Annotated in this window: 27 protein-coding genes; 1 reads left to right on the top strand and 26 read right to left on the bottom strand. The window is 62.2% G+C overall.

Annotation, left to right across the window (positions count from 1 at the left end; all coding sequences use genetic code 11):
- Positions 1-35 precede the first annotated feature (35 nt).
- The 24 genes from rplO to B552_RS0120925 form a co-directional block, all read right to left on the bottom strand.
- Complete coding sequence (rplO, locus tag B552_RS0121040; protein WP_019451033.1) at positions 36-470, bottom strand: 50S ribosomal protein L15; 435 nt, start codon at positions 468-470, stop codon at positions 36-38.
- 19 nt (positions 471-489) lie between these two features.
- Positions 490-672 (bottom strand): 50S ribosomal protein L30, encoded by a 183-nt coding sequence (gene rpmD / locus B552_RS0121035; RefSeq protein ID WP_008642953.1) that lies wholly within the window; start codon positions 670-672, stop codon positions 490-492.
- A 10-nt stretch (positions 673-682) separates the two neighbouring features.
- On the bottom strand, positions 683-1,201 hold the full coding sequence (gene rpsE, locus B552_RS0121030) for a 30S ribosomal protein S5 (protein ID WP_019451032.1): 519 nt from the start codon (positions 1,199-1,201) through the stop codon (positions 683-685).
- Between the two features lie 21 nt (positions 1,202-1,222).
- The gene (gene rplR / locus B552_RS0121025; protein WP_026035889.1) at positions 1,223-1,579 is read right to left on the bottom strand and encodes a 50S ribosomal protein L18; all 357 of its coding nucleotides are present in this window, start codon (positions 1,577-1,579) and stop codon (positions 1,223-1,225) included.
- Between the two features lie 11 nt (positions 1,580-1,590).
- On the bottom strand, positions 1,591-2,124 hold the full coding sequence (gene rplF / locus B552_RS0121020; protein WP_019451030.1) for a 50S ribosomal protein L6: 534 nt from the start codon (positions 2,122-2,124) through the stop codon (positions 1,591-1,593).
- A gap of 9 nt (positions 2,125-2,133) precedes the next feature.
- Positions 2,134-2,529 carry a 30S ribosomal protein S8 gene (gene rpsH / locus B552_RS0121015; RefSeq protein ID WP_019451029.1) on the bottom strand — a complete coding sequence of 132 codons (396 nt, stop codon included), beginning with the start codon at positions 2,527-2,529 and terminating at the stop codon, positions 2,134-2,136.
- Positions 2,530-2,556: 27 nt separating this feature from the next.
- Entirely contained in the window at positions 2,557-2,862 is a 306-nt protein-coding gene (gene rpsN / locus B552_RS0121010) for a 30S ribosomal protein S14 (protein ID WP_008642942.1), read from the bottom strand.
- Between the two features lie 9 nt (positions 2,863-2,871).
- Positions 2,872-3,414, bottom strand: coding sequence for a 50S ribosomal protein L5 (rplE, locus tag B552_RS0121005; protein WP_019451027.1), 543 nt, complete (start codon positions 3,412-3,414; stop codon positions 2,872-2,874).
- Between the two features lie 25 nt (positions 3,415-3,439).
- Entirely contained in the window at positions 3,440-3,748 is a 309-nt protein-coding gene (rplX, locus tag B552_RS0121000) for a 50S ribosomal protein L24 (protein ID WP_019451026.1), read from the bottom strand.
- Between the two features lie 9 nt (positions 3,749-3,757).
- A complete protein-coding gene (gene rplN / locus B552_RS0120995; protein ID WP_019451025.1) occupies positions 3,758-4,126 on the bottom strand; it encodes a 50S ribosomal protein L14 in 369 nt (122 codons plus the stop codon).
- A 275-nt stretch (positions 4,127-4,401) separates the two neighbouring features.
- Positions 4,402-4,680 carry a 30S ribosomal protein S17 gene (gene rpsQ / locus B552_RS0120990; protein ID WP_008642939.1) on the bottom strand — a complete coding sequence of 93 codons (279 nt, stop codon included), beginning with the start codon at positions 4,678-4,680 and terminating at the stop codon, positions 4,402-4,404.
- Positions 4,677-4,871 (bottom strand): 50S ribosomal protein L29, encoded by a 195-nt coding sequence (gene rpmC / locus B552_RS0120985; RefSeq protein WP_019451024.1) that lies wholly within the window; start codon positions 4,869-4,871, stop codon positions 4,677-4,679. The genes rpsQ and rpmC overlap by 4 nt, the downstream gene beginning before the upstream one ends.
- A 12-nt stretch (positions 4,872-4,883) precedes the next feature.
- Positions 4,884-5,300 carry a 50S ribosomal protein L16 gene (gene rplP / locus B552_RS0120980; protein ID WP_006576240.1) on the bottom strand — a complete coding sequence of 139 codons (417 nt, stop codon included), beginning with the start codon at positions 5,298-5,300 and terminating at the stop codon, positions 4,884-4,886.
- 2 nt (positions 5,301-5,302) lie between these two features.
- Complete coding sequence (gene rpsC, locus B552_RS0120975; protein WP_019451023.1) at positions 5,303-6,100, bottom strand: 30S ribosomal protein S3; 798 nt, start codon at positions 6,098-6,100, stop codon at positions 5,303-5,305.
- 9 nt (positions 6,101-6,109) lie between these two features.
- Entirely contained in the window at positions 6,110-6,439 is a 330-nt protein-coding gene (gene rplV, locus B552_RS0120970; RefSeq protein WP_019451022.1) for a 50S ribosomal protein L22, read from the bottom strand.
- Positions 6,440-6,448: 9 nt separating this feature from the next.
- Positions 6,449-6,724, bottom strand: a complete 276-nt coding sequence (gene rpsS, locus B552_RS0120965) for a 30S ribosomal protein S19 (RefSeq protein WP_008642928.1) — start codon at positions 6,722-6,724, stop codon at positions 6,449-6,451.
- 22 nt (positions 6,725-6,746) lie between these two features.
- A complete protein-coding gene (rplB, locus tag B552_RS0120960; protein WP_019451021.1) occupies positions 6,747-7,577 on the bottom strand; it encodes a 50S ribosomal protein L2 in 831 nt (276 codons plus the stop codon).
- 2 nt (positions 7,578-7,579) lie between these two features.
- Positions 7,580-7,894: a 50S ribosomal protein L23 gene (gene rplW, locus B552_RS0120955; RefSeq protein ID WP_006576245.1), complete on the bottom strand. Its 315-nt coding sequence runs from the start codon at positions 7,892-7,894 to the stop codon at positions 7,580-7,582.
- Positions 7,891-8,511 (bottom strand): 50S ribosomal protein L4, encoded by a 621-nt coding sequence (rplD, locus tag B552_RS0120950; protein WP_019451020.1) that lies wholly within the window; start codon positions 8,509-8,511, stop codon positions 7,891-7,893. Before rplD ends, rplW begins: the two co-directional genes overlap by 4 nt.
- Positions 8,512-8,523: 12 nt before the next feature.
- Positions 8,524-9,168, bottom strand: a complete 645-nt coding sequence (gene rplC, locus B552_RS0120945) for a 50S ribosomal protein L3 (RefSeq protein WP_019451019.1) — start codon at positions 9,166-9,168, stop codon at positions 8,524-8,526.
- A 269-nt stretch (positions 9,169-9,437) separates the two neighbouring features.
- Positions 9,438-9,950, bottom strand: a complete 513-nt coding sequence (locus tag B552_RS0120940) for a flavin reductase family protein (protein WP_019451018.1) — start codon at positions 9,948-9,950, stop codon at positions 9,438-9,440.
- A 1-nt stretch (position 9,951) separates the two neighbouring features.
- The gene (locus B552_RS0120935) at positions 9,952-11,193 is read right to left on the bottom strand and encodes a styrene monooxygenase/indole monooxygenase family protein (protein ID WP_019451017.1); all 1,242 of its coding nucleotides are present in this window, start codon (positions 11,191-11,193) and stop codon (positions 9,952-9,954) included.
- A gap of 33 nt (positions 11,194-11,226) precedes the next feature.
- Positions 11,227-12,015 (bottom strand): SDR family oxidoreductase, encoded by a 789-nt coding sequence (locus B552_RS0120930; protein ID WP_019451016.1) that lies wholly within the window; start codon positions 12,013-12,015, stop codon positions 11,227-11,229.
- A 79-nt stretch (positions 12,016-12,094) separates the two neighbouring features.
- The gene (locus B552_RS0120925; RefSeq protein WP_019451015.1) at positions 12,095-13,324 is read right to left on the bottom strand and encodes a dienelactone hydrolase family protein; all 1,230 of its coding nucleotides are present in this window, start codon (positions 13,322-13,324) and stop codon (positions 12,095-12,097) included.
- Positions 13,325-13,646: 322 nt separating this feature from the next.
- Between B552_RS0120925 and B552_RS0120920 the strand changes: the two genes are divergently transcribed.
- Positions 13,647-14,660, top strand: a complete 1,014-nt coding sequence (locus B552_RS0120920) for an AraC family transcriptional regulator (RefSeq protein ID WP_019451014.1) — start codon at positions 13,647-13,649, stop codon at positions 14,658-14,660.
- A gap of 138 nt (positions 14,661-14,798) precedes the next feature.
- Here B552_RS0120920 and rpsJ read toward each other — a convergent pair whose 3' ends face one another.
- Both rpsJ and B552_RS0120910 read right to left on the bottom strand, forming a co-directional pair.
- The gene (gene rpsJ / locus B552_RS0120915; protein WP_006160488.1) at positions 14,799-15,107 is read right to left on the bottom strand and encodes a 30S ribosomal protein S10; all 309 of its coding nucleotides are present in this window, start codon (positions 15,105-15,107) and stop codon (positions 14,799-14,801) included.
- A 79-nt stretch (positions 15,108-15,186) separates the two neighbouring features.
- The coding region (locus tag B552_RS0120910; protein ID WP_019447976.1) for an EF-Tu/IF-2/RF-3 family GTPase at positions 15,187-15,930 on the bottom strand (744 nt) is incomplete at its 5' end.

The raw sequence follows: 15,930 nt of genomic DNA, 5'->3' as shown, positions 1-15,930 counted from the left end.
GTGACTTCGCCTATGCTGCGAATGCTACTGCGTAATTACGCTGCGATCTGGCCGCCAGCGGCTTCGATCGCAGCCTTGGCGCCAGCGGTGGCGCCCAGACCCTTGATCGTCACCTTGCGGGTCAGCTCACCGGCCTTGATGACCTTTGCGCTCTTGACCAGCTCGCCCACCAGGCCAGCTTGCTTCAGGACCAGCAGGTCCACTTCAGCAGCTTCCAGGCGTTCGATGTCACGCAGGGTCACTTCAGCGGTGAAGGCCTTGGTCAGCGAGGTGAAACCACGCTTCGGCAGGCGACGATACAGCGGCATTTGACCGCCTTCGAAACCCACCTTGTGGAAGCCGCCCGAACGCGACTTCTGACCCTTGTGACCGCGACCAGCCGTCTTGCCCAGGCCGGAGCCGATACCGCGGCCGACGCGACGCTTGGCGTGCTTCGAACCGTCAGCCGGTTTCAGGTTGTTCAGTTGCATGTTGCTCTCCAAGTCCCGATCAGGCCAGAACCTTGACCAGGTACGAGACCTTGTTGATCATGCCGCGCACGGCGGGCGTGTCCTGCAGCTCCGAAACGGAGTTCAGACGACGCAGGCCCAGACCACGAACGGTGGCGCGATGATCCTCGCGCGTGCCGATCAGGCTGCGCACGAGTTGCACTTTTACGGTTTTCTGCGACATTTCGTTCACCTTAGCCGAGGATGTCTTCGACCGACTTGCCACGCTTGGCGGCGATTTCCGCCGGCGTGCTCATCTTGGCCAGACCATCGAGGGTGGCGCGAACCATGTTGTAAGGGTTCGTCGAACCGTGCGACTTGGTCACCACGTTCGTCACACCCATCACTTCGAAGATTGCGCGCATCGGGCCGCCGGCGATCACGCCGGTACCTTCCTTGGCGGGCATCATCAGGACCTTGGCGGCGCCGTGACGACCAACGACTTCATGTTGCAGCGTGCCGTTCTTCAGCGCGACCTTGACCATCTTGCGACGGGCTTCGTCCATTGCCTTCTGCACGGCCACCGGAACTTCCTTGGCCTTGCCCTTGCCCATGCCGATGCGGCCATCGCCGTCACCCACCACGGTCAGCGCAGCGAAACCGAGGATACGGCCACCCTTCACCACCTTGGTGACACGGTTGACCGAGATCATCTTCTCGCGGAGGCCGTCGTCGCGTTCGTCCTGTTGGACTTTTGCTTGCATCTTTGCCATGACGTATCTCTCTGTGAGCGCTTAGAACTTGAGGCCGGCTTCGCGCGCAGCGTCAGCCAGGGCCTTCACGCGGCCGTGGAAGCGGAAGCCAGCGCGATCGAACGCGACGGTTTCCACGCCGGCAGCCTTTGCCTTCTCGGCAACGCGCTTGCCCACCACGGTGGCGGCAGCGACGGTAGCGCCGTTGCCATTCAGTTCCTTGCGCACTTCTGCCTCGGCGGTCGAAGCCGAAGCCAGCACTTGCGTGCCGCACGGCGAGTACACCTGAGCGTAAATATGCGTATTCGTACGGAACACGGTCAGACGATTGACTTTCAGTTCCGCGATTTTGGCGCGGGTCTGACGTGCACGGCGCAAACGAGCGTCTTTCTTGTTCATCATTGCACCCCTTACTTCTTCTTGGTTTCCTTCAGGATGACACGCTCGTCGGCGTAGCGAACACCCTTGCCCTTATAGGGCTCAGGCGGACGGTACGCGCGAACTTCCGCGGCAACCTGACCGACTTTCTGCTTGTCCGCACCCTTGATGATGATCTCGGTCTGCGTCGGCGTTTCCGCCTTCACGCCTTCCGGCATCTCATGGATCACGTCGTGCGAGAAACCAAGCTGGAGCTTCAGCGCAGCGCCTTGCAGTTGAGCGCGGTAACCCACGCCAACCAGCGTCAGCTTGCGCTCGAAACCGGTGGTCACGCCCTTGACCATGTTGGCCGCCAGGGCGCGCATGGTGCCTTGCAGGGCGTTTGCTTCACGCGATTCGTCAGCCGGGGCGAACGTCAGCGTGCCGTCGGCAACATTGACCTTGACCAGGTTGTGAATCGGCTGAGTCAGCGTACCAAGCGGGCCCTTCACGGAGAGCACGCCAGCCGCCACGTTCACTTCTGCGCCTTTCGGCAGCGCGATGGGAGCCTTACCTACACGGGACATGTTTGCTCCTTACGCGACGTAGCAGAGAACTTCACCGCCCACGCCAGTGGCACGTGCCTTGCGGTCGGTCATCAGACCCTGCGGGGTCGAGATGATCGCCACACCCAGGCCGTTCATCACTTGGGGGATGTCGCTGCGGCCCTTGTACACGCGCAGGCCGGGCTTCGAGACGCGCTCAATGCGCTCGATGACCGGACGGCCGGCGTAGTACTTCAGACCAATGGTCAATTGCGCCTTGCCGCCATCTTCCTGCACCGAGTAGTCGTCGACGTAGCCTTCGTCCTTGAGGACCTTGGCGATCGCAACCTTCAGTTTCGACGAGGGCATGACCACCGACGCCTTCTGCACGCCCTGGGCGTTGCGGATGCGCGTCAGCATATCGGCGATAGGATCGCTCATGCTCATACTGTTTCTCCTGTAGCCTGTGCGTAATTACCAGCTGGCTTTCGTCAGACCCGGGATTTCGCCCTTGAAGGCGATTTCGCGGATCTTGTTACGCGCCAGGCCAAACTTGCGGAAGGTACCGCGGGGACGACCGGTGATCGCGCAGCGGTTACGCTGGCGGGTCGGGTTAGCGTTGCGCGGGAGCTTTTGCAGCTCGAGGCGCGCCAGATAACGCTCTTCTTCCGACTTTTCTTGGTCGTCAATAATGGCCTTGAGGTTTGCGCGCTTGTCGGCGTACTTCGCCACGAGCTTTGCGCGCTTCTTCTCACGTTCAATCAGAGCCAGTTTAGCCACGGTTACCCCTTAATTACGGAACGGGAACTTGAACGCGTTCAGGAGAGCCTTGGCTTCCTCGTCGTTCTTAGCCGTCGTCGTGATGCTGATGTTCAGACCACGCAGTGCGTCGATCTTGTCGTACTCGATTTCGGGGAAAATGATCTGCTCTTTCACACCGATGTTGTAGTTGCCACGACCGTCGAACGAACGGCCCGACACACCACGGAAGTCACGCACGCGCGGCAGTGCCACGGTCACGAAACGATCGAGGAATTCGAACATACGCTCACCGCGCAGGGTCACCATCGCACCGATGGGGTAGCCCTGACGGATCTTGAAGCCGGCGATGGCCTTCTTGGCCTTCGTCACCACGGGCTTCTGACCAGCAATCTTGGTCAGGTCGCCAACGGCCAGTTCAATGACCTTCTTGTCATTGATCGCTTCGCCCAGACCCATGTTCAGCGTGATCTTGGTGAAGCGCGGCACTTCCATGACCGACTTGTAGCCGAACTGCTTCATCAGCGCCGGCACAACTTGTTCTTTGTAAAACTCTTGCAGACGTGCTGTCATGCTCAACTCCTATCTGTGCCCAGAATCAAGCGGCCAGTACGGCACCGGTCGTCTTCAGCACGCGCACGCGCTTGCCTTCTTCGACCTTGATACCGATGCGCGACGGCTTGCCATTGGCATCTACGAGCGCAACGTTGGAAATATGCAGCGGCATCAGCTTGTCGACCACACCGCCGGTCGTGCCCAGCATCGGGTTCGGGCGAGCGTGCTTCTTGGCAACGTTCACGCCTTCAACCACGACCTTGTCACCCTGCACTGCTTGCACCGTACCGCGCTTGCCCTTGTCCTTGCCGGTCAGCACGATAACTTCGTCGCCTTTGCGAATCTTGTTCATGGCGGCTCCTTACAGCACTTCCGGAGCGAGCGACACGATCTTCATGAAGCGCTCGGTACGGAGTTCACGAGTCACCGGCCCGAAGATACGGGTGCCGATCGGCTCGAGCTTGTTGTTCAGCAGGACAGCGGCGTTGCTGTCGAACTTGACGAGCGAACCGTCAGCGCGGCGCACGCCCTTGGCGGTACGCACGACGACTGCGTTGTAGATGTCGCCCTTCTTCACGCGACCGCGCGGCGCTGCGTCCTTCACGGTCACTTTGATGATGTCGCCCACGCTCGCATAGCGGCGCTTGGACCCACCCAGTACCTTGATGCACAGCACTTCGCGCGCACCAGTGTTATCGGCCACTTCGAGCCGGCTTTCTGTCTGAATCATGGTGTTATCTTCCCAACTTAATCGGCCAGACCTTCTGATGTGAAGCCTGCCGGTCAGTCTTGGTCCCGTCGGTACCTGGCATTGCGCCCATACCGCTTGGGTTGATCAACTTGGAAGTCGGTAGTGCCTGTTACCCCGAGACTACGGGATGCCAGGCCCTGGCTCGCTCCATCGGCCCGCCCTGGTGATACTGCAAAGGCGAACGCAACAAAGCGGAAGTCCAGGATTATAGCAACACAATCCTGGACTTGCAAGTCATCAAAGCACTGTTGTACTTAGATGACGCGCGCAGCTTCTACCAGCCGGGAAACCACCCAGGACTTGGTCCGCGACAGCGGACGGGTTTCCTGGATCTCGACCTTGTCGCCTTCCTTGTACTGGTTGGCTTCGTCGTGTGCGTGGTACTTCTTCGAACGCAGCACGTACTTGCCGTACAGGGGGTGCTTGACGCGGTTTTCGATCAGGACCGTCACGGTCTTGTCCATTTTGTCGCTCACGACACGGCCCACGAGGGTCCGGCGAAGCGACGTTTCAGTCTTCGCAGCTTCAGTCATTTCGCGTTCGCCTTCTCGGTCAGCACGGTTTGCACGCGCGCGATGTCGCGGCGCACCTTCTTCAGCTGGCTGGTGTTCTGCAGCTGTTGGGTGGCCTTTTGCATGCGCAGGCTAAATTGGGCCTTCAGCAGCTCGGAGAGCTCCTGGTTCAGACCAGCGGCGTCCTTGCCGCGCAGTTCGGATGCTTTCATCCCTAACTCTCCTTACGTACCGACCTGACGCACCACGAAATTCGTGGCGATCGGCAGCTTGGCGGCCGCGAGGCGGAACGCCTCACGCGCCAGCTCTTCGCTCACGCCATCCATTTCGTACAGCATCTTGCCCGGCTGAATTTCAGCCACGTAGTATTCCGGGTTGCCCTTACCGTTACCCATACGGACTTCGGCAGGCTTCTTCGAGATCGGCTTGTCCGGGAAAATCCGGATCCAGATGCGGCCGCCACGCTTGATGTGACGGGTCATCGCACGACGTGCCGACTCGATCTGACGAGCGGTCAGACGGCCACGGCCCATTGCCTTCAGGCCGAATTCGCCAAAAGACACGGCGTTACCACGGGTAGCCTTACCCGTGTTGCGGCCCTTCTGCTCCTTGCGATACTTCCTACGCTTCGGTTGCAGCATTGTTATTCTCCACTCTTCGTATCTGCGCCAGGCGCAGCACGACGACCAGCACCGGCACCACCGCGGCGGTTGCCAGCCGGACGGCCTTCACCTTCGCGGCGACGGCCTTCCGGACGACCCGGGCGACGACGACGGTCTTCTTGCGGCTCTTCCACCACGGGCGCGTCGTTGCGGCCCAGGTGATCACCCTTGTAGACCCACACCTTGACACCGATGATGCCGTAGGTGGTTTCGGCTTCGGAGAAGCCGTAGTCGATGTCGGCGCGCAGGGTGTGCAGGGGCACACGGCCTTCGCGGTACCACTCGGTACGTGCGATTTCGATACCGTTCAGACGGCCCGAGCTCATGATCTTGATGCCCTGGGCACCCAGACGCATGGCGTTCTGCATCGCGCGCTTCATGGCGCGACGGAACATGATGCGGCGCTCGAGCTGCTGCGTGATCGAGTCGGCGATCAGCTGCGCATCGGTTTCCGGCTTGCGGATTTCCTCGATGTTCACGTGCACGGGCACGCCCATGCGACGTTGCAGCTCGGCCTTGAGCAGTTCGATGTCCTCACCCTTCTTGCCGATCACCACGCCCGGACGCGAGCTGTAAATGGTGATACGTGCATTACGGGCCGGACGCTCGATCACAACACGGCCAACCGAAGCGTTCTTGAGCTTCTTCTTCAGAAACTCGCGAACCTCGATGTCTTCTTTCAGCATGCCGGCGAACTTCGTGTTGTTGGCGTACCAACGCGAAGCCCAGTTACGGCTGACGGCCAGACGGAAGCCAGTCGGATGAATCTTCTGTCCCATCGTGACTCCTTAGTTGCCGAGCGTCACAGTGATGTGACAAGTTTGTTTCTCGATGCGGTTGCCGCGGCCCTTCGCCCGTGCGGTGAAGCGCTTGAGCGAGGTTGCCTTGTCGACGAAGATCGATTTGACCTTCAGTTCGTCGATGTCGGCGCCTTCGTTGTGCTCGGCGTTGGCGATGGCCGATTCGACCACCTTCTTCACGATCCCGGCAGCCTTCTTCGGGCTGAAAGCCAGGACGTTGAGCGCGCGCTCAATCGGCAGACCGCGGATCTGGTCAGCGACCAGACGCGTCTTCTGGGCGGAGATACGGGCACCGCGATGAATCGCTTTCACTTCCATGATGGCACCTTACCTCTTCGCTTTCTTGTCAGCCGCGTGGCCCTTGAACGTGCGGGTGATCGCAAATTCGCCGAGCTTGTGGCCAACCATGTTTTCCGTCACGTACACCGGCACGTGTTGACGGCCGTTGTGCACGGCGATCGTCAGGCCGATGAAGTCCGGCAGAATGGTCGAACGACGCGACCATGTCTTGATGGGCTTCTTGTCCTTGCCGCCAACGGCTGCTTCCACCTTCTTCAGCAGGTGGCCGTCGCAGAACGGACCCTTTTTTGCGGAACGAGTCATATCTTTAGCTCCTACCTACCGATTAGCGCTTGTGGCGACGCTGGACGATCATGCTGTCCGTGCGCTTGTTGCTGCGGGTACGGTAGCCCTTGGCCGGGGTACCCCACGGCGACACAGGATCGCGACCAGCAGCGGTCTTGCCTTCACCACCACCATGCGGGTGGTCGACCGGGTTCATCACCACACCGCGAACGGTCGGGCGAATACCGCGCCAGCGCGTTGCACCGGCCTTGCCGATCACGCGCAGGCTGTGCTCTTCGTTGCCCACTTCACCGATGGTGGCGCGGCATTCGATATGCACGCGACGCACTTCACCGGAGCGCAGACGAACCTGAGCGTACAGGCCTTCACGGGCCAGCAGCACGGCGGAGCCACCAGCAGCACGCGCAACTTGCGCGCCCTTGCCAGGCAGGATTTCGACGTTGTTGATCGTGGTACCGACCGGGATATTGCGGATCGGCAGGTTGTTACCGGCCTTGATCGGCGCTTCCGAGCCGTTCATCAGCGGCTGGCCGGCCACCATGCCCTTCGTGGCGATGATGTAGCGGCGCTCGCCGTCGGCGAACAGCACCAGCGCGATGTTCGCGCTGCGGTTCGGATCGTATTCCAGGCGCTCGACCTTGGCGGCGATGCCGTCCTTGTCGTTACGCTTGAAGTCGACCACGCGGTAGTGGTGCTTATGACCACCGCCCTTGTGGCGGGTGGTGATGTGACCGTTGTTGTTACGACCCGACTTCTGGAATTGCTTTTCCAGCAGCGGAGCGTGCGGGGCGCCCTTGTGAAGGTCCTTGTTGACGACCTTCACCATCGAGCGACGACCCGGGGAAGTCGGCTTGGTCTTGACGAGTGCCATGATTACTTGGCCTCCGCTTCAAAATTGATTTCCTGACCCGGCTTCAGCGACACGTATGCCTTCTTCACGTGGTTGCGACGGCCCATGAAGCGGCCAAAGCGCTTTTGCTTGCCCTTCTGGTTCAGGATCTGAACGGACTGCACCTCGACCTTGAACAGCAGTTCGACGGCGGCCTTCACTTCTGCCTTGTTGGCATCGCGAGCCACTTCGAACACGACCTGTTCATTCTTGTCGGCGACCAGGGTTGCCTTTTCGGAAACCACCGGCGCGAGCAGCACCTGCATCAAACGATGATCGTTCTTGGCTACTTGCGTCATTTCAGCAACTCCTCGATCTGCGCGACAGCCGCCTTCGTCACCAGCACTTTCTTGTAGTGCACGAGCGACAGGGGATCGGCATGGCGCGGCTCCACGACTGCCACGTTCGGCAGATTGCGCGAAGCCAGGTAGAGGTTTTCGTCGAGGCTGTCGGTGATGATCAGCACCGAGTCCAGGCCCATGGCCTTGAACTTGTCGGCCAAGAGCTTGGTCTTGGGCGCATCGACAGCGAAACCGTCCACGACGTTGATACGACCTTCACGTGCGAGCTGCGAGTAAATCGAGCGCATACCGGCACGGAACATCTTCTTGTTGACCTTCTGGCTGAAGTTCTCTTCCGGCGAGTTCGGGAAGATACGGCCACCGCCACGCCACAGCGGCGAGGACGACATACCGGCACGAGCACGGCCCGTACCCTTCTGGCGCCACGGCTTCTTGGTCGTGTGCTTGACCTCTTCACGATCCTTCTGCTTACGGTTACCGCTGCGAGCGTTGGCCTGGTAAGCGACGACGATCTGGTGAACGAGGGCTTCGTTGTAGTCACGGCCGAACACTTCGGCAGACGCGGCAACGCCGGCGCCGATTTGACCGTTGTCCTGGAGGAGCTTGAGTTCCATTACATGCGCTCCTTAAGCTTTGGCCTTGACGGCCGGGGTCACGATGACCTTGCCGCCCTTGGAACCGGGGATGGCGCCCTTGACCAGCAGCAGCTTGCGCTCTGCGTCGATCTTGGCGATCTCGAGGTTTTGAACGGTGCGGGTAACATCACCCAGGTGACCCGTCATGCGCTTGCCAGGGAACACGCGGCCCGGATCCTGCGCCATACCGATGGAACCCGGCACGTTGTGCGAACGCGAGTTACCGTGGGTGGCACGACCCGATGCGAAGTGGTAGCGCTTGATGGTACCGGCGTAGCCCTTACCGATGGTCACGCCCTGCACGTCGATCTTCTGGCCGACCTGGAACAGGTCCACCGACAGCGAGCTGCCTGCTTGCAGCTCGGCAGCCTTGGCTGCATCGATGCGGAATTCTTTGATGACTTCGCCAGCTTCCACACCGGCTTTGGCGAGATGACCCGCCAGCGGCTTGGTAACGCGGCTTGCGCGTCGGCTGCCAAAGGTGACTTGAACGGCGGTGTAACCGTCGGTCTCGTCCGTCTTGATTTGCGTCACGCGGTTGTCGCCGACCTCGACCACGGTAACGGGAATCGAATCACCGTCGTCCGTGAAAATACGGGTCATGCCAACCTTGCGACCTACAAGGCCAAGGCTCATGGTTTGCTCCATTCCCGGCTGCGATTGGCCGGGGCTGATTGATACACGAAAACTGTGTGAGTGCGGGTTGCGCGAAAGAGATTGCGCGTGACCAAAACGGTCCCCGCTACCCGGAGAAACGGGTAGCCTTACAATGTAACCCAGCGGTTTGGAAAGGGCAAGTTCATTTGCCCTTTTGCGCTGGAAATCGAGCGGGCGGCAACAGGATTCGGCGAAATTGAGGAGCAAAGCCGACTTGCGGCGGCGCGATGGCCACCGAAGCACGCAATTCAGGCCGCAACACGGACGAAATCGCCGCCGTAGAACACCAGCGGCTCACCTTCCGAGGCCGTCAACCCCTCCACTGCACCGACGATCAGCAGGTGGTCGCCGAGAGCATCGGCCCGCTCGACCCGGCACGAAAGTGTCGCGAGCGCCCCTTCAAGGTATGGCACGCCGCGCGGACACCGCCGGTGCGGCACGCCCGCGAACTTGTCGGGCTGCGGCTTCGCAAATCGACGCGCCAGTTCGTCGTGCCCGGCACGCAGGATGCTCACGCCGAAGAGAGCGCCCGGCGTGAACAGCCCGGCGTTGGGCGAATGCAGTGCCAGGCTCCAGACGATCAGGGGCGGCTCCAGCGATAGCGATGCGAACGAGTTGACGGTCAGCCCTACCGGCCTGCCCTCGGGCGCGCACGTACCAATGATCGCCACGCCAGTCGCGAATCGCCCGCAAACCCTTCGCAGGGTGCGTGGGTCGGGCGCGCCGCTCGGCTCGGTTGCGATTTCCGTGACGGGATCCATGTCACGCTGCCTTGGCCAGTTGCTGGTCGATCAGCTGCTGGCACGCGATCGGATCGGTCCACCATGGGAAGAAATCAGGCGGGTTGTCAAAGCCGTTGGCGATGCGGGAGGCCAGTGACGGCGATTGTCCGGCCGCGCCAAGTAGACCAAGGATATGGGGCGGCGGCGGGGTCAGCAGCGAGTTGGTCCAGTTGACGACATCGCCCGCGTATTGCCAGTACCGCTCGAACGTGGCGTTCATCCAGCCCGCGTCGTATGGACGGCCTTCATGTGCCAGGATGGCATCCAGATAGACCTTGCAGCATTTGGCGGCATTGTTCGAACCTTGCCCGGTGATTGGATCATTGACGACCACGGCGTCTGCCATGCCGAACACCAATCGGCCAGACGGCAGGGTCAACACAGGCTTGCGCACGGTCGGGGCGAAGCGGCCGGACAGAATGCCGTTGGCATCGGTCAACGCAATGCGTTCGCAGCGCTCGGCTTCCCAGGGCAGATAGGTTCGCAGTATGCGCAGGCTCTCCTCGAGGTGTGCCTCGGGCGTGCGCGCATCGGACCAGCGGTCCATGTCCCCGCCGGGAACGCCTTCGAACACCATGATCTCGCACGGCCCGGACAATGTCAGCGCCGGAAACACGAAGTACTCGCCCACGCCGGGAATGAGGTTGAAACAAACCCGTGAGAACGGCGTGCGGGGCGCCATACCAGTGACATAGGTCAGCGCCAGCGCGCGCTGGGGCGTATTGAAAGGGCTGCGCGCGGCATCCCGCTCGAATCGGCTGACGATCTCCCCCTTGCCCGCGGCCAGCAGCACCAGGTCGTGCTCGCTAGTCAGCGTCTCAAGTTCGTCCAGGCCGACATCGACAATGCGCAAGTCGCCGCCGCGTGCGACGAAGGCATCCATCCACGCCGGCATCTTCAAACGCTGGTCCACAGCCTGTGCCGGGCGATGCAGCGGTGCGGCCCAATCGATGACCTTCTCGCCACGCAGCTCGGGATGGGGTACAGCCAGGCCGATGCCTTCGACCGGGGGGCACGTGTCATCCCACCAGTTGAGACCAAGATCGCGCTCGGTCTGCAGCGCGCGGTCGAACATGCATTGGCTCGACATCACCTTGCCTGCGCGAATCTGGTCTGCCGTGCGATTGGACAGCAGCGTCACGCGGCAGCCCCTGGCTTGCAGCCCGAGGGCCATTTGCAATCCGGACTGGCCGGCGCCGACGATGGCAATACGTTGGCTCATGGTTGTCTCCGTGGTCTGTTTTCGGAATGCGATTCAGCCGGCCAGCTTGCCGATGGCCGGCACGTTCTGTTCGGGGCCCATTGCGCTGTAGCCGCCATCCACCGCGTAGTCGGCGCCGGTAACGAAGCTGGCGAGGTCCGAGCACAGGAACAGCACGACCTGCGCAACCTCGTCCGGTTCGCCGACGCGGCCAAGCAGGTGGAACGGGGCCGCCACGGCATCGGTGCGCGCGCGGTTGCCGCCGCTGACTTCGTCCATCAGCCGACACCAGGTCCATCCCGGCGATACGGCATTGACGCGGATGCGGTCCGGTGCAAGGTCCATCGCCATGCTGCGCGTCAGTTGCGCCATGGCTGCCTTGGAGACCGGGTAGAGCCAGCGCCCGGTCTGCGCGACGTTTGCAGAGATGCTGGTGAAGTTGACGATGGCCCCGCCGCCACGCGTGCGCATGTGTGGATGCACGGCCTGCGCGAGCATGACGCCGGACACCACGTTCACATCGAGTGCCGACAGCCAGTCGGCACGTGTGGAACGAAAGCCGTCATCCAGATAGGTGCAGGCCAGGTTGACGAGGAAATCCACGCCGCCGAAGCGGGTGGCCACCTGCGCCACGGCGCTGCGGACCTGATCGTCGTTCGTGATGTCCGTGGGCACGAACATGGCCATCTGTCCCAACGATGCGGCCACCCGCTCGCCACCCGCGGCATCGATATCGAGGATCGCCACGCGCGTACCCGCCTCGATGAACGCGCGGGCTACGCCTGCGCCGATCAGCGTGGCGCCGCCCGTGACGATCGCAACCTTGTCCTGCAAGCCTTTCATGATGGTGTCTCCTCTCTTAATTTGCGGGACGGCCTCTGACGTGCCGTCCCTGCGTTTGGCCGCCTCACAGGGCAGCCCGTCATTTGCCTTCGCTCTTGCTCCAGCTTGTCATCAGCGTGTTGGACGGCAGCGACTCATCCAGCAGCTTGCGCGCTGTCTCCACGCCCGCCACAGGCAGGCCCTTGGGATCGAGCACGCCGATCTGCACCAGCACGCTGGCCTGGTCCCAGTAGATGTGCTCGTGATAGAGCTTGTCGCCGCGGAACTTGACGATGGCGATCAGCGGGATCTCGACGCGCTTGCCGGTCGGCGGCACGCCGGGAAGCATCCAGTCGATCTCGCAGGTGTGCGTGAAGCAGAACAGCATCTCGTCGACGACCTGGCTGGCGCCGATCGTGCGCGACAGCGGGATCAGCGTGGTGTCGGGCGGATTGTTGTGGACGAAGTGATGCTGGTAGAAGCGTTTGAGTTGGCGGTAGCCCACACCGCCGGTCATCGTCGGGATGTGGTTGACGTACGGTTCGGCCACCATCGTGGCCATGGTGGCATCGACATCGCGCGTGGCGAATTCGTGCTCGCAGTGCTTGTCCCACAGCGCCGAGAAGTCATAGTGCGGACCCATTTCGGCGCGCAAAGCCGCGATCGAGCGCTGGTGCGCCATCAGCGCCGAAGCCTTGTCGAAGTGCTCGCCCCCGGCGCGTGCGAAGGCGTGGTCCATGCCCGGATACACGTACAGCTCGACGCCGGGCCGGCCGGCCAGTGCTTCGCGGATCTTCGCCTGGGCCTCGGGCGGACAGAAGCCGTCGCGTTCCGCGATATGAAGCACCAATCGACCGCGGATGTTTTCTGCCTCGGCCAATGCACGTTCGATGCCAACGCCGTAGTACCCCACGGCGCATGCCACGTCCGGCAGCCGGCATGCCGCCAGGTAGGCCAGCTTGCCGCCAAGACAGAACCCGAGCACGCCGGTATGACCGGCGCATTCCGGGCGCTGCCGCAGCGCAGCGAGTGCTGCACCAACGTCCTGCACGCCCTTGTCCTCGTCAAACTGCTGATACAGCCCTAGCGCGCGCTGGAAGTCCGCGCCACGGTCGGAGAGTTCGATGCCCGGCGCGATACGCCAGAACAGGTCCGGCACCAGCACGGTATAGCCTTCCTCGGCGTAGTAGTCCGCCACCTGCCGCATGGTGGCATTGACCCCGAAGATCTCCTGGCACAGCACGATACCGGGGCCCTTGCCCGCGGCCGGGGTGGCGAGATAGCCGCTGAAACTGCCGTCCTGCGTGTGGATCTGGATAGTCTGGCCCATGCCATTTGCTCCTGAAGGATTCTGTGGGGATGACCGCCGTACGCGCCTCCGCCGTTGCCTTCATGATGGGAGACCCGCACCGCAGCAAACTAGCCGCCTAGTGCAGCGGCTATCCGATTAGTGCAGGAAAGTGTGTCCGTGTTCAAGCGGGGGGCCGGGGATGTAAGCGAATCCGCTATAGTGGTGCGCAGCAAATCCGCCGCTGCGCACCGTGCCAGCCGGCGGACAGCCGCCGGAATCATGTGGCGCGCACGTTTAACCGTGGTGGTGATTCCCTGCGGATGAGCGGCAGCGCCCGGGCCGGCTCCGCCAGGAGCGAGACATGCCGCAGATGCCCCCCACTGCCCCGGCCACGGCGCCGCTGGCAGGTGCCCTGCTTCACGACACTGCACGGCTGGTGTTCGATTCGGACGACCTTGACACCACGCGCGCCCGGGTCAGTTCCGTCTTCAAGCCTCATCGGCTCACGCTCCATGGCAGCACGCTGCACGCGCGCATGCATCACGTACCCGTCGGCGCGGTTTCCTTCAATCGGCTCAGCTATGGCGGCGATGTGACGATCGACCCGGGTCCGCTCGGCGATTTCCTGCTTGTACAGATGCCGATGGCCGGCCAGGCAGACATTCACTGTGGCGGACAGCACGTCGTCTCCGATACGGAAATCGCCTCGGTGCTGACACCGAGCGAACCGCTGCGGATGCGCTGGAGTGCTGACAACGACCAGCTCATCGTGCGCGTCGAGCGCAGTGCACTGGAGCGCGTCTGCTCGGCGTACCTGGGATGCAGACCGAACCAGCCGCTGCGTTTCCAGCTCGGCATGGTGTGGCGAAATACTGCGTGGCAATCACTCGTGCAGTATCTCGCCGACACGCTCGACCATGCGCCGCAAGCCACGAGCCACCCGCTCACGGCATGCCAGCTGGAACAGCTGGCGATCGGCACGCTGCTGACGTGCCAGGCGCACAGCCTCTCAGACATGTTGCGCGAGCACGGCAAGCCTCTGGCGCCTCGACACGTGAAGGTGGTGGAGGAATACATCCATGCGCACGCCGAGACAGCCGTGACGCCGGCGTTGCTGGCGGAGATGGCGGGTGTCAGCCTGCGCAGCCTGTATGCGGGATTCCGCGAGCATCGCGGCCTGAGCCCGATGGCCTACCTGCGCACGGTGCGGCTGGAACGGGTACGGCAGGATCTGCTTAATGACGCGACGTTGTCGTCGGTGACGGGGGCTGCGTTGCGCTGGGGTTTCGCCCACCTTGGACGATTCAGCGCGGAGTATCGGCGCGCATTCGGGGAGTGCCCAGGAGAGACCTTGCGGCGGCGCGGTCGAGGCTGAGCGGGGCAAGCCGGGACAAGCTGGGCTAATACCGGGGCAAGCCGGGCTAAAACTGGGGCGAACGCCACAAAACAAAAACGGCGAACCGAAGTTCGCCGTTTTCGCTGCATCAGACCGCAGGAGCGGCCCGAAACATATTTACACCTTGATCTCGACGTCCACGCCTGCCGGCAGGTCGAGCTTCATCAGCGCGTCGACGGTCTTATCGGTCGGGTCGACGATGTCCATCAGGCGCTGGTGAGTGCGGATCTCGAACTGATCGCGGCTGGTCTTGTTGACGTGCGGCGAACGCAGGATGTCGAAGCGCTGGATACGGGTCGGCAGGGGCACGGGACCCTTGACGATTGCACCGGTACGCTTGGCGGTATCCACGATTTCGGCGGCCGACTGGTCGATCAGGCGATAGTCGAAAGCCTTCAGGCGGATACGGATCTTCTGGTTCTGCATGATTGTTCCTTAAAAGAGCGATGGGCCATCGGCCCGGATTATAGGGGACATGCCCGCAGGCATGTCCCAGGAAGGTTGCTTAGTCGAGGATCTTTGCCACAACGCCGGCGCCGACGGTACGGCCACCTTCGCGGATAGCGAAGCGCAGACCTTCTTCCATGGCGATCGGGGCGATCAGCTTGACGGTGATCGACACGTTGTCACCCGGCATGACCATTTCCTTGTCCTTCGGCAGCTCGATCGAGCCAGTCACGTCGGTCGTACGGAAGTAGAACTGCGGGCGGTAGTTGTTGAAGAACGGCGTGTGACGGCCACCTTCGTCCTTCGACAAGATGTACACCTCACCGGTGAAGTGGGTGTGCGGCTTGATCGAACCCGGCTTGCACAGCACCTGGCCGCGCTCGACGTCTTCGCGCTTCGTGCCGCGCAGCAGCAGACCCACGTTGTCGCCAGCTTGACCCTGGTCCAGCAGCTTGCGGAACATTTCCACGCCCGTGCAGGTGGTCTTGACCGTCGGACGGATACCGACGATTTCGATTTCCTCACCGACCTTCACCACGCCACGCTCGATACGGCCGGTCACCACGGTACCGCGGCCCGAGATCGAGAACACGTCTTCCACCGGCATCAGGAACGTACCGTCCACGGCGCGCTCCGGCGTCGGGATGTACGTGTCCAGCGCGTCGGCCAGGCGCATGATTGCCTGCTCGCCCAGGTCGCCCTTGTCGCCTTCCAGCGCCAGCTTGGCCGAACCCTTGATGATCGGGGTGTCGTCGCCCGGGAAGTCGTACTTCGAGAGCAGTTCGCGCACTTCCATTTCCAC

Origin of the sequence: Cupriavidus sp. BIS7 (genome assembly GCF_000292345.1) — a bacterium.
Classification (GTDB): Bacteria; Pseudomonadota; Gammaproteobacteria; order Burkholderiales; family Burkholderiaceae; genus Cupriavidus.
The sequence above is the reverse complement of the archived record's forward strand: the minus strand, read 5'-3'. Positions and strand labels throughout refer to the sequence as shown.

Excerpts from the sequence above, each read along its gene's own strand:
- rplN (WP_019451025.1), bottom strand. The coding sequence starts at position 4,126 with ATGATTCAGACAGAAAGCCGGCTCGAAGTGGCCGATAACACTGGTGCG.
- rpmC (WP_019451024.1), bottom strand. The coding sequence starts at position 4,871 with ATGAAAGCATCCGAACTGCGCGGCAAGGACGCCGCTGGTCTGAACCAG.
- B552_RS0120940 (WP_019451018.1), bottom strand. The coding sequence starts at position 9,950 with ATGGATCCCGTCACGGAAATCGCAACCGAGCCGAGCGGCGCGCCCGAC.
- rpsE (WP_019451032.1), bottom strand. The coding sequence starts at position 1,201 with ATGGCAAAGATGCAAGCAAAAGTCCAACAGGACGAACGCGACGACGGC.
- rplB (WP_019451021.1), bottom strand. The coding sequence starts at position 7,577 with ATGGCACTCGTCAAGACCAAGCCGACTTCCCCGGGTCGTCGCTCGATG.
- rpsH (WP_019451029.1), bottom strand. The coding sequence starts at position 2,529 with ATGAGCATGAGCGATCCTATCGCCGATATGCTGACGCGCATCCGCAAC.
- rplF (WP_019451030.1), bottom strand. The coding sequence starts at position 2,124 with ATGTCCCGTGTAGGTAAGGCTCCCATCGCGCTGCCGAAAGGCGCAGAA.
- rplW (WP_006576245.1), bottom strand. The coding sequence starts at position 7,894 with ATGACGCAAGTAGCCAAGAACGATCATCGTTTGATGCAGGTGCTGCTC.
- rpsS (WP_008642928.1), bottom strand. The coding sequence starts at position 6,724 with ATGACTCGTTCCGCAAAAAAGGGTCCGTTCTGCGACGGCCACCTGCTG.
- rplV (WP_019451022.1), bottom strand. The coding sequence starts at position 6,439 with ATGGAAGTGAAAGCGATTCATCGCGGTGCCCGTATCTCCGCCCAGAAG.
- rpsC (WP_019451023.1), bottom strand. The coding sequence starts at position 6,100 with ATGGGACAGAAGATTCATCCGACTGGCTTCCGTCTGGCCGTCAGCCGT.
- rplE (WP_019451027.1), bottom strand. The coding sequence starts at position 3,414 with ATGACAGCACGTCTGCAAGAGTTTTACAAAGAACAAGTTGTGCCGGCG.
- rpsJ (WP_006160488.1), bottom strand. The coding sequence starts at position 15,107 with ATGCAGAACCAGAAGATCCGTATCCGCCTGAAGGCTTTCGACTATCGC.
- B552_RS0120920 (WP_019451014.1), top strand. The coding sequence starts at position 13,647 with ATGCCGCAGATGCCCCCCACTGCCCCGGCCACGGCGCCGCTGGCAGGT.
- rpsQ (WP_008642939.1), bottom strand. The coding sequence starts at position 4,680 with ATGACTGAAGCTGCGAAGACTGAAACGTCGCTTCGCCGGACCCTCGTG.
- rplR (WP_026035889.1), bottom strand. The coding sequence starts at position 1,579 with ATGAACAAGAAAGACGCTCGTTTGCGCCGTGCACGTCAGACCCGCGCC.
- rplP (WP_006576240.1), bottom strand. The coding sequence starts at position 5,300 with ATGCTGCAACCGAAGCGTAGGAAGTATCGCAAGGAGCAGAAGGGCCGC.
- rplC (WP_019451019.1), bottom strand. The coding sequence starts at position 9,168 with ATGAGCCTTGGCCTTGTAGGTCGCAAGGTTGGCATGACCCGTATTTTC.
- rplX (WP_019451026.1), bottom strand. The coding sequence starts at position 3,748 with ATGAACAAGATTCGCAAAGGCGACGAAGTTATCGTGCTGACCGGCAAG.
- B552_RS0120930 (WP_019451016.1), bottom strand. The coding sequence starts at position 12,015 with ATGAAAGGCTTGCAGGACAAGGTTGCGATCGTCACGGGCGGCGCCACG.
- rplO (WP_019451033.1), bottom strand. The coding sequence starts at position 470 with ATGCAACTGAACAACCTGAAACCGGCTGACGGTTCGAAGCACGCCAAG.
- B552_RS0120925 (WP_019451015.1), bottom strand. The coding sequence starts at position 13,324 with ATGGGCCAGACTATCCAGATCCACACGCAGGACGGCAGTTTCAGCGGC.
- B552_RS0120935 (WP_019451017.1), bottom strand. The coding sequence starts at position 11,193 with ATGAGCCAACGTATTGCCATCGTCGGCGCCGGCCAGTCCGGATTGCAA.
- rpmD (WP_008642953.1), bottom strand. The coding sequence starts at position 672 with ATGTCGCAGAAAACCGTAAAAGTGCAACTCGTGCGCAGCCTGATCGGC.
- rplD (WP_019451020.1), bottom strand. The coding sequence starts at position 8,511 with ATGGAACTCAAGCTCCTCCAGGACAACGGTCAAATCGGCGCCGGCGTT.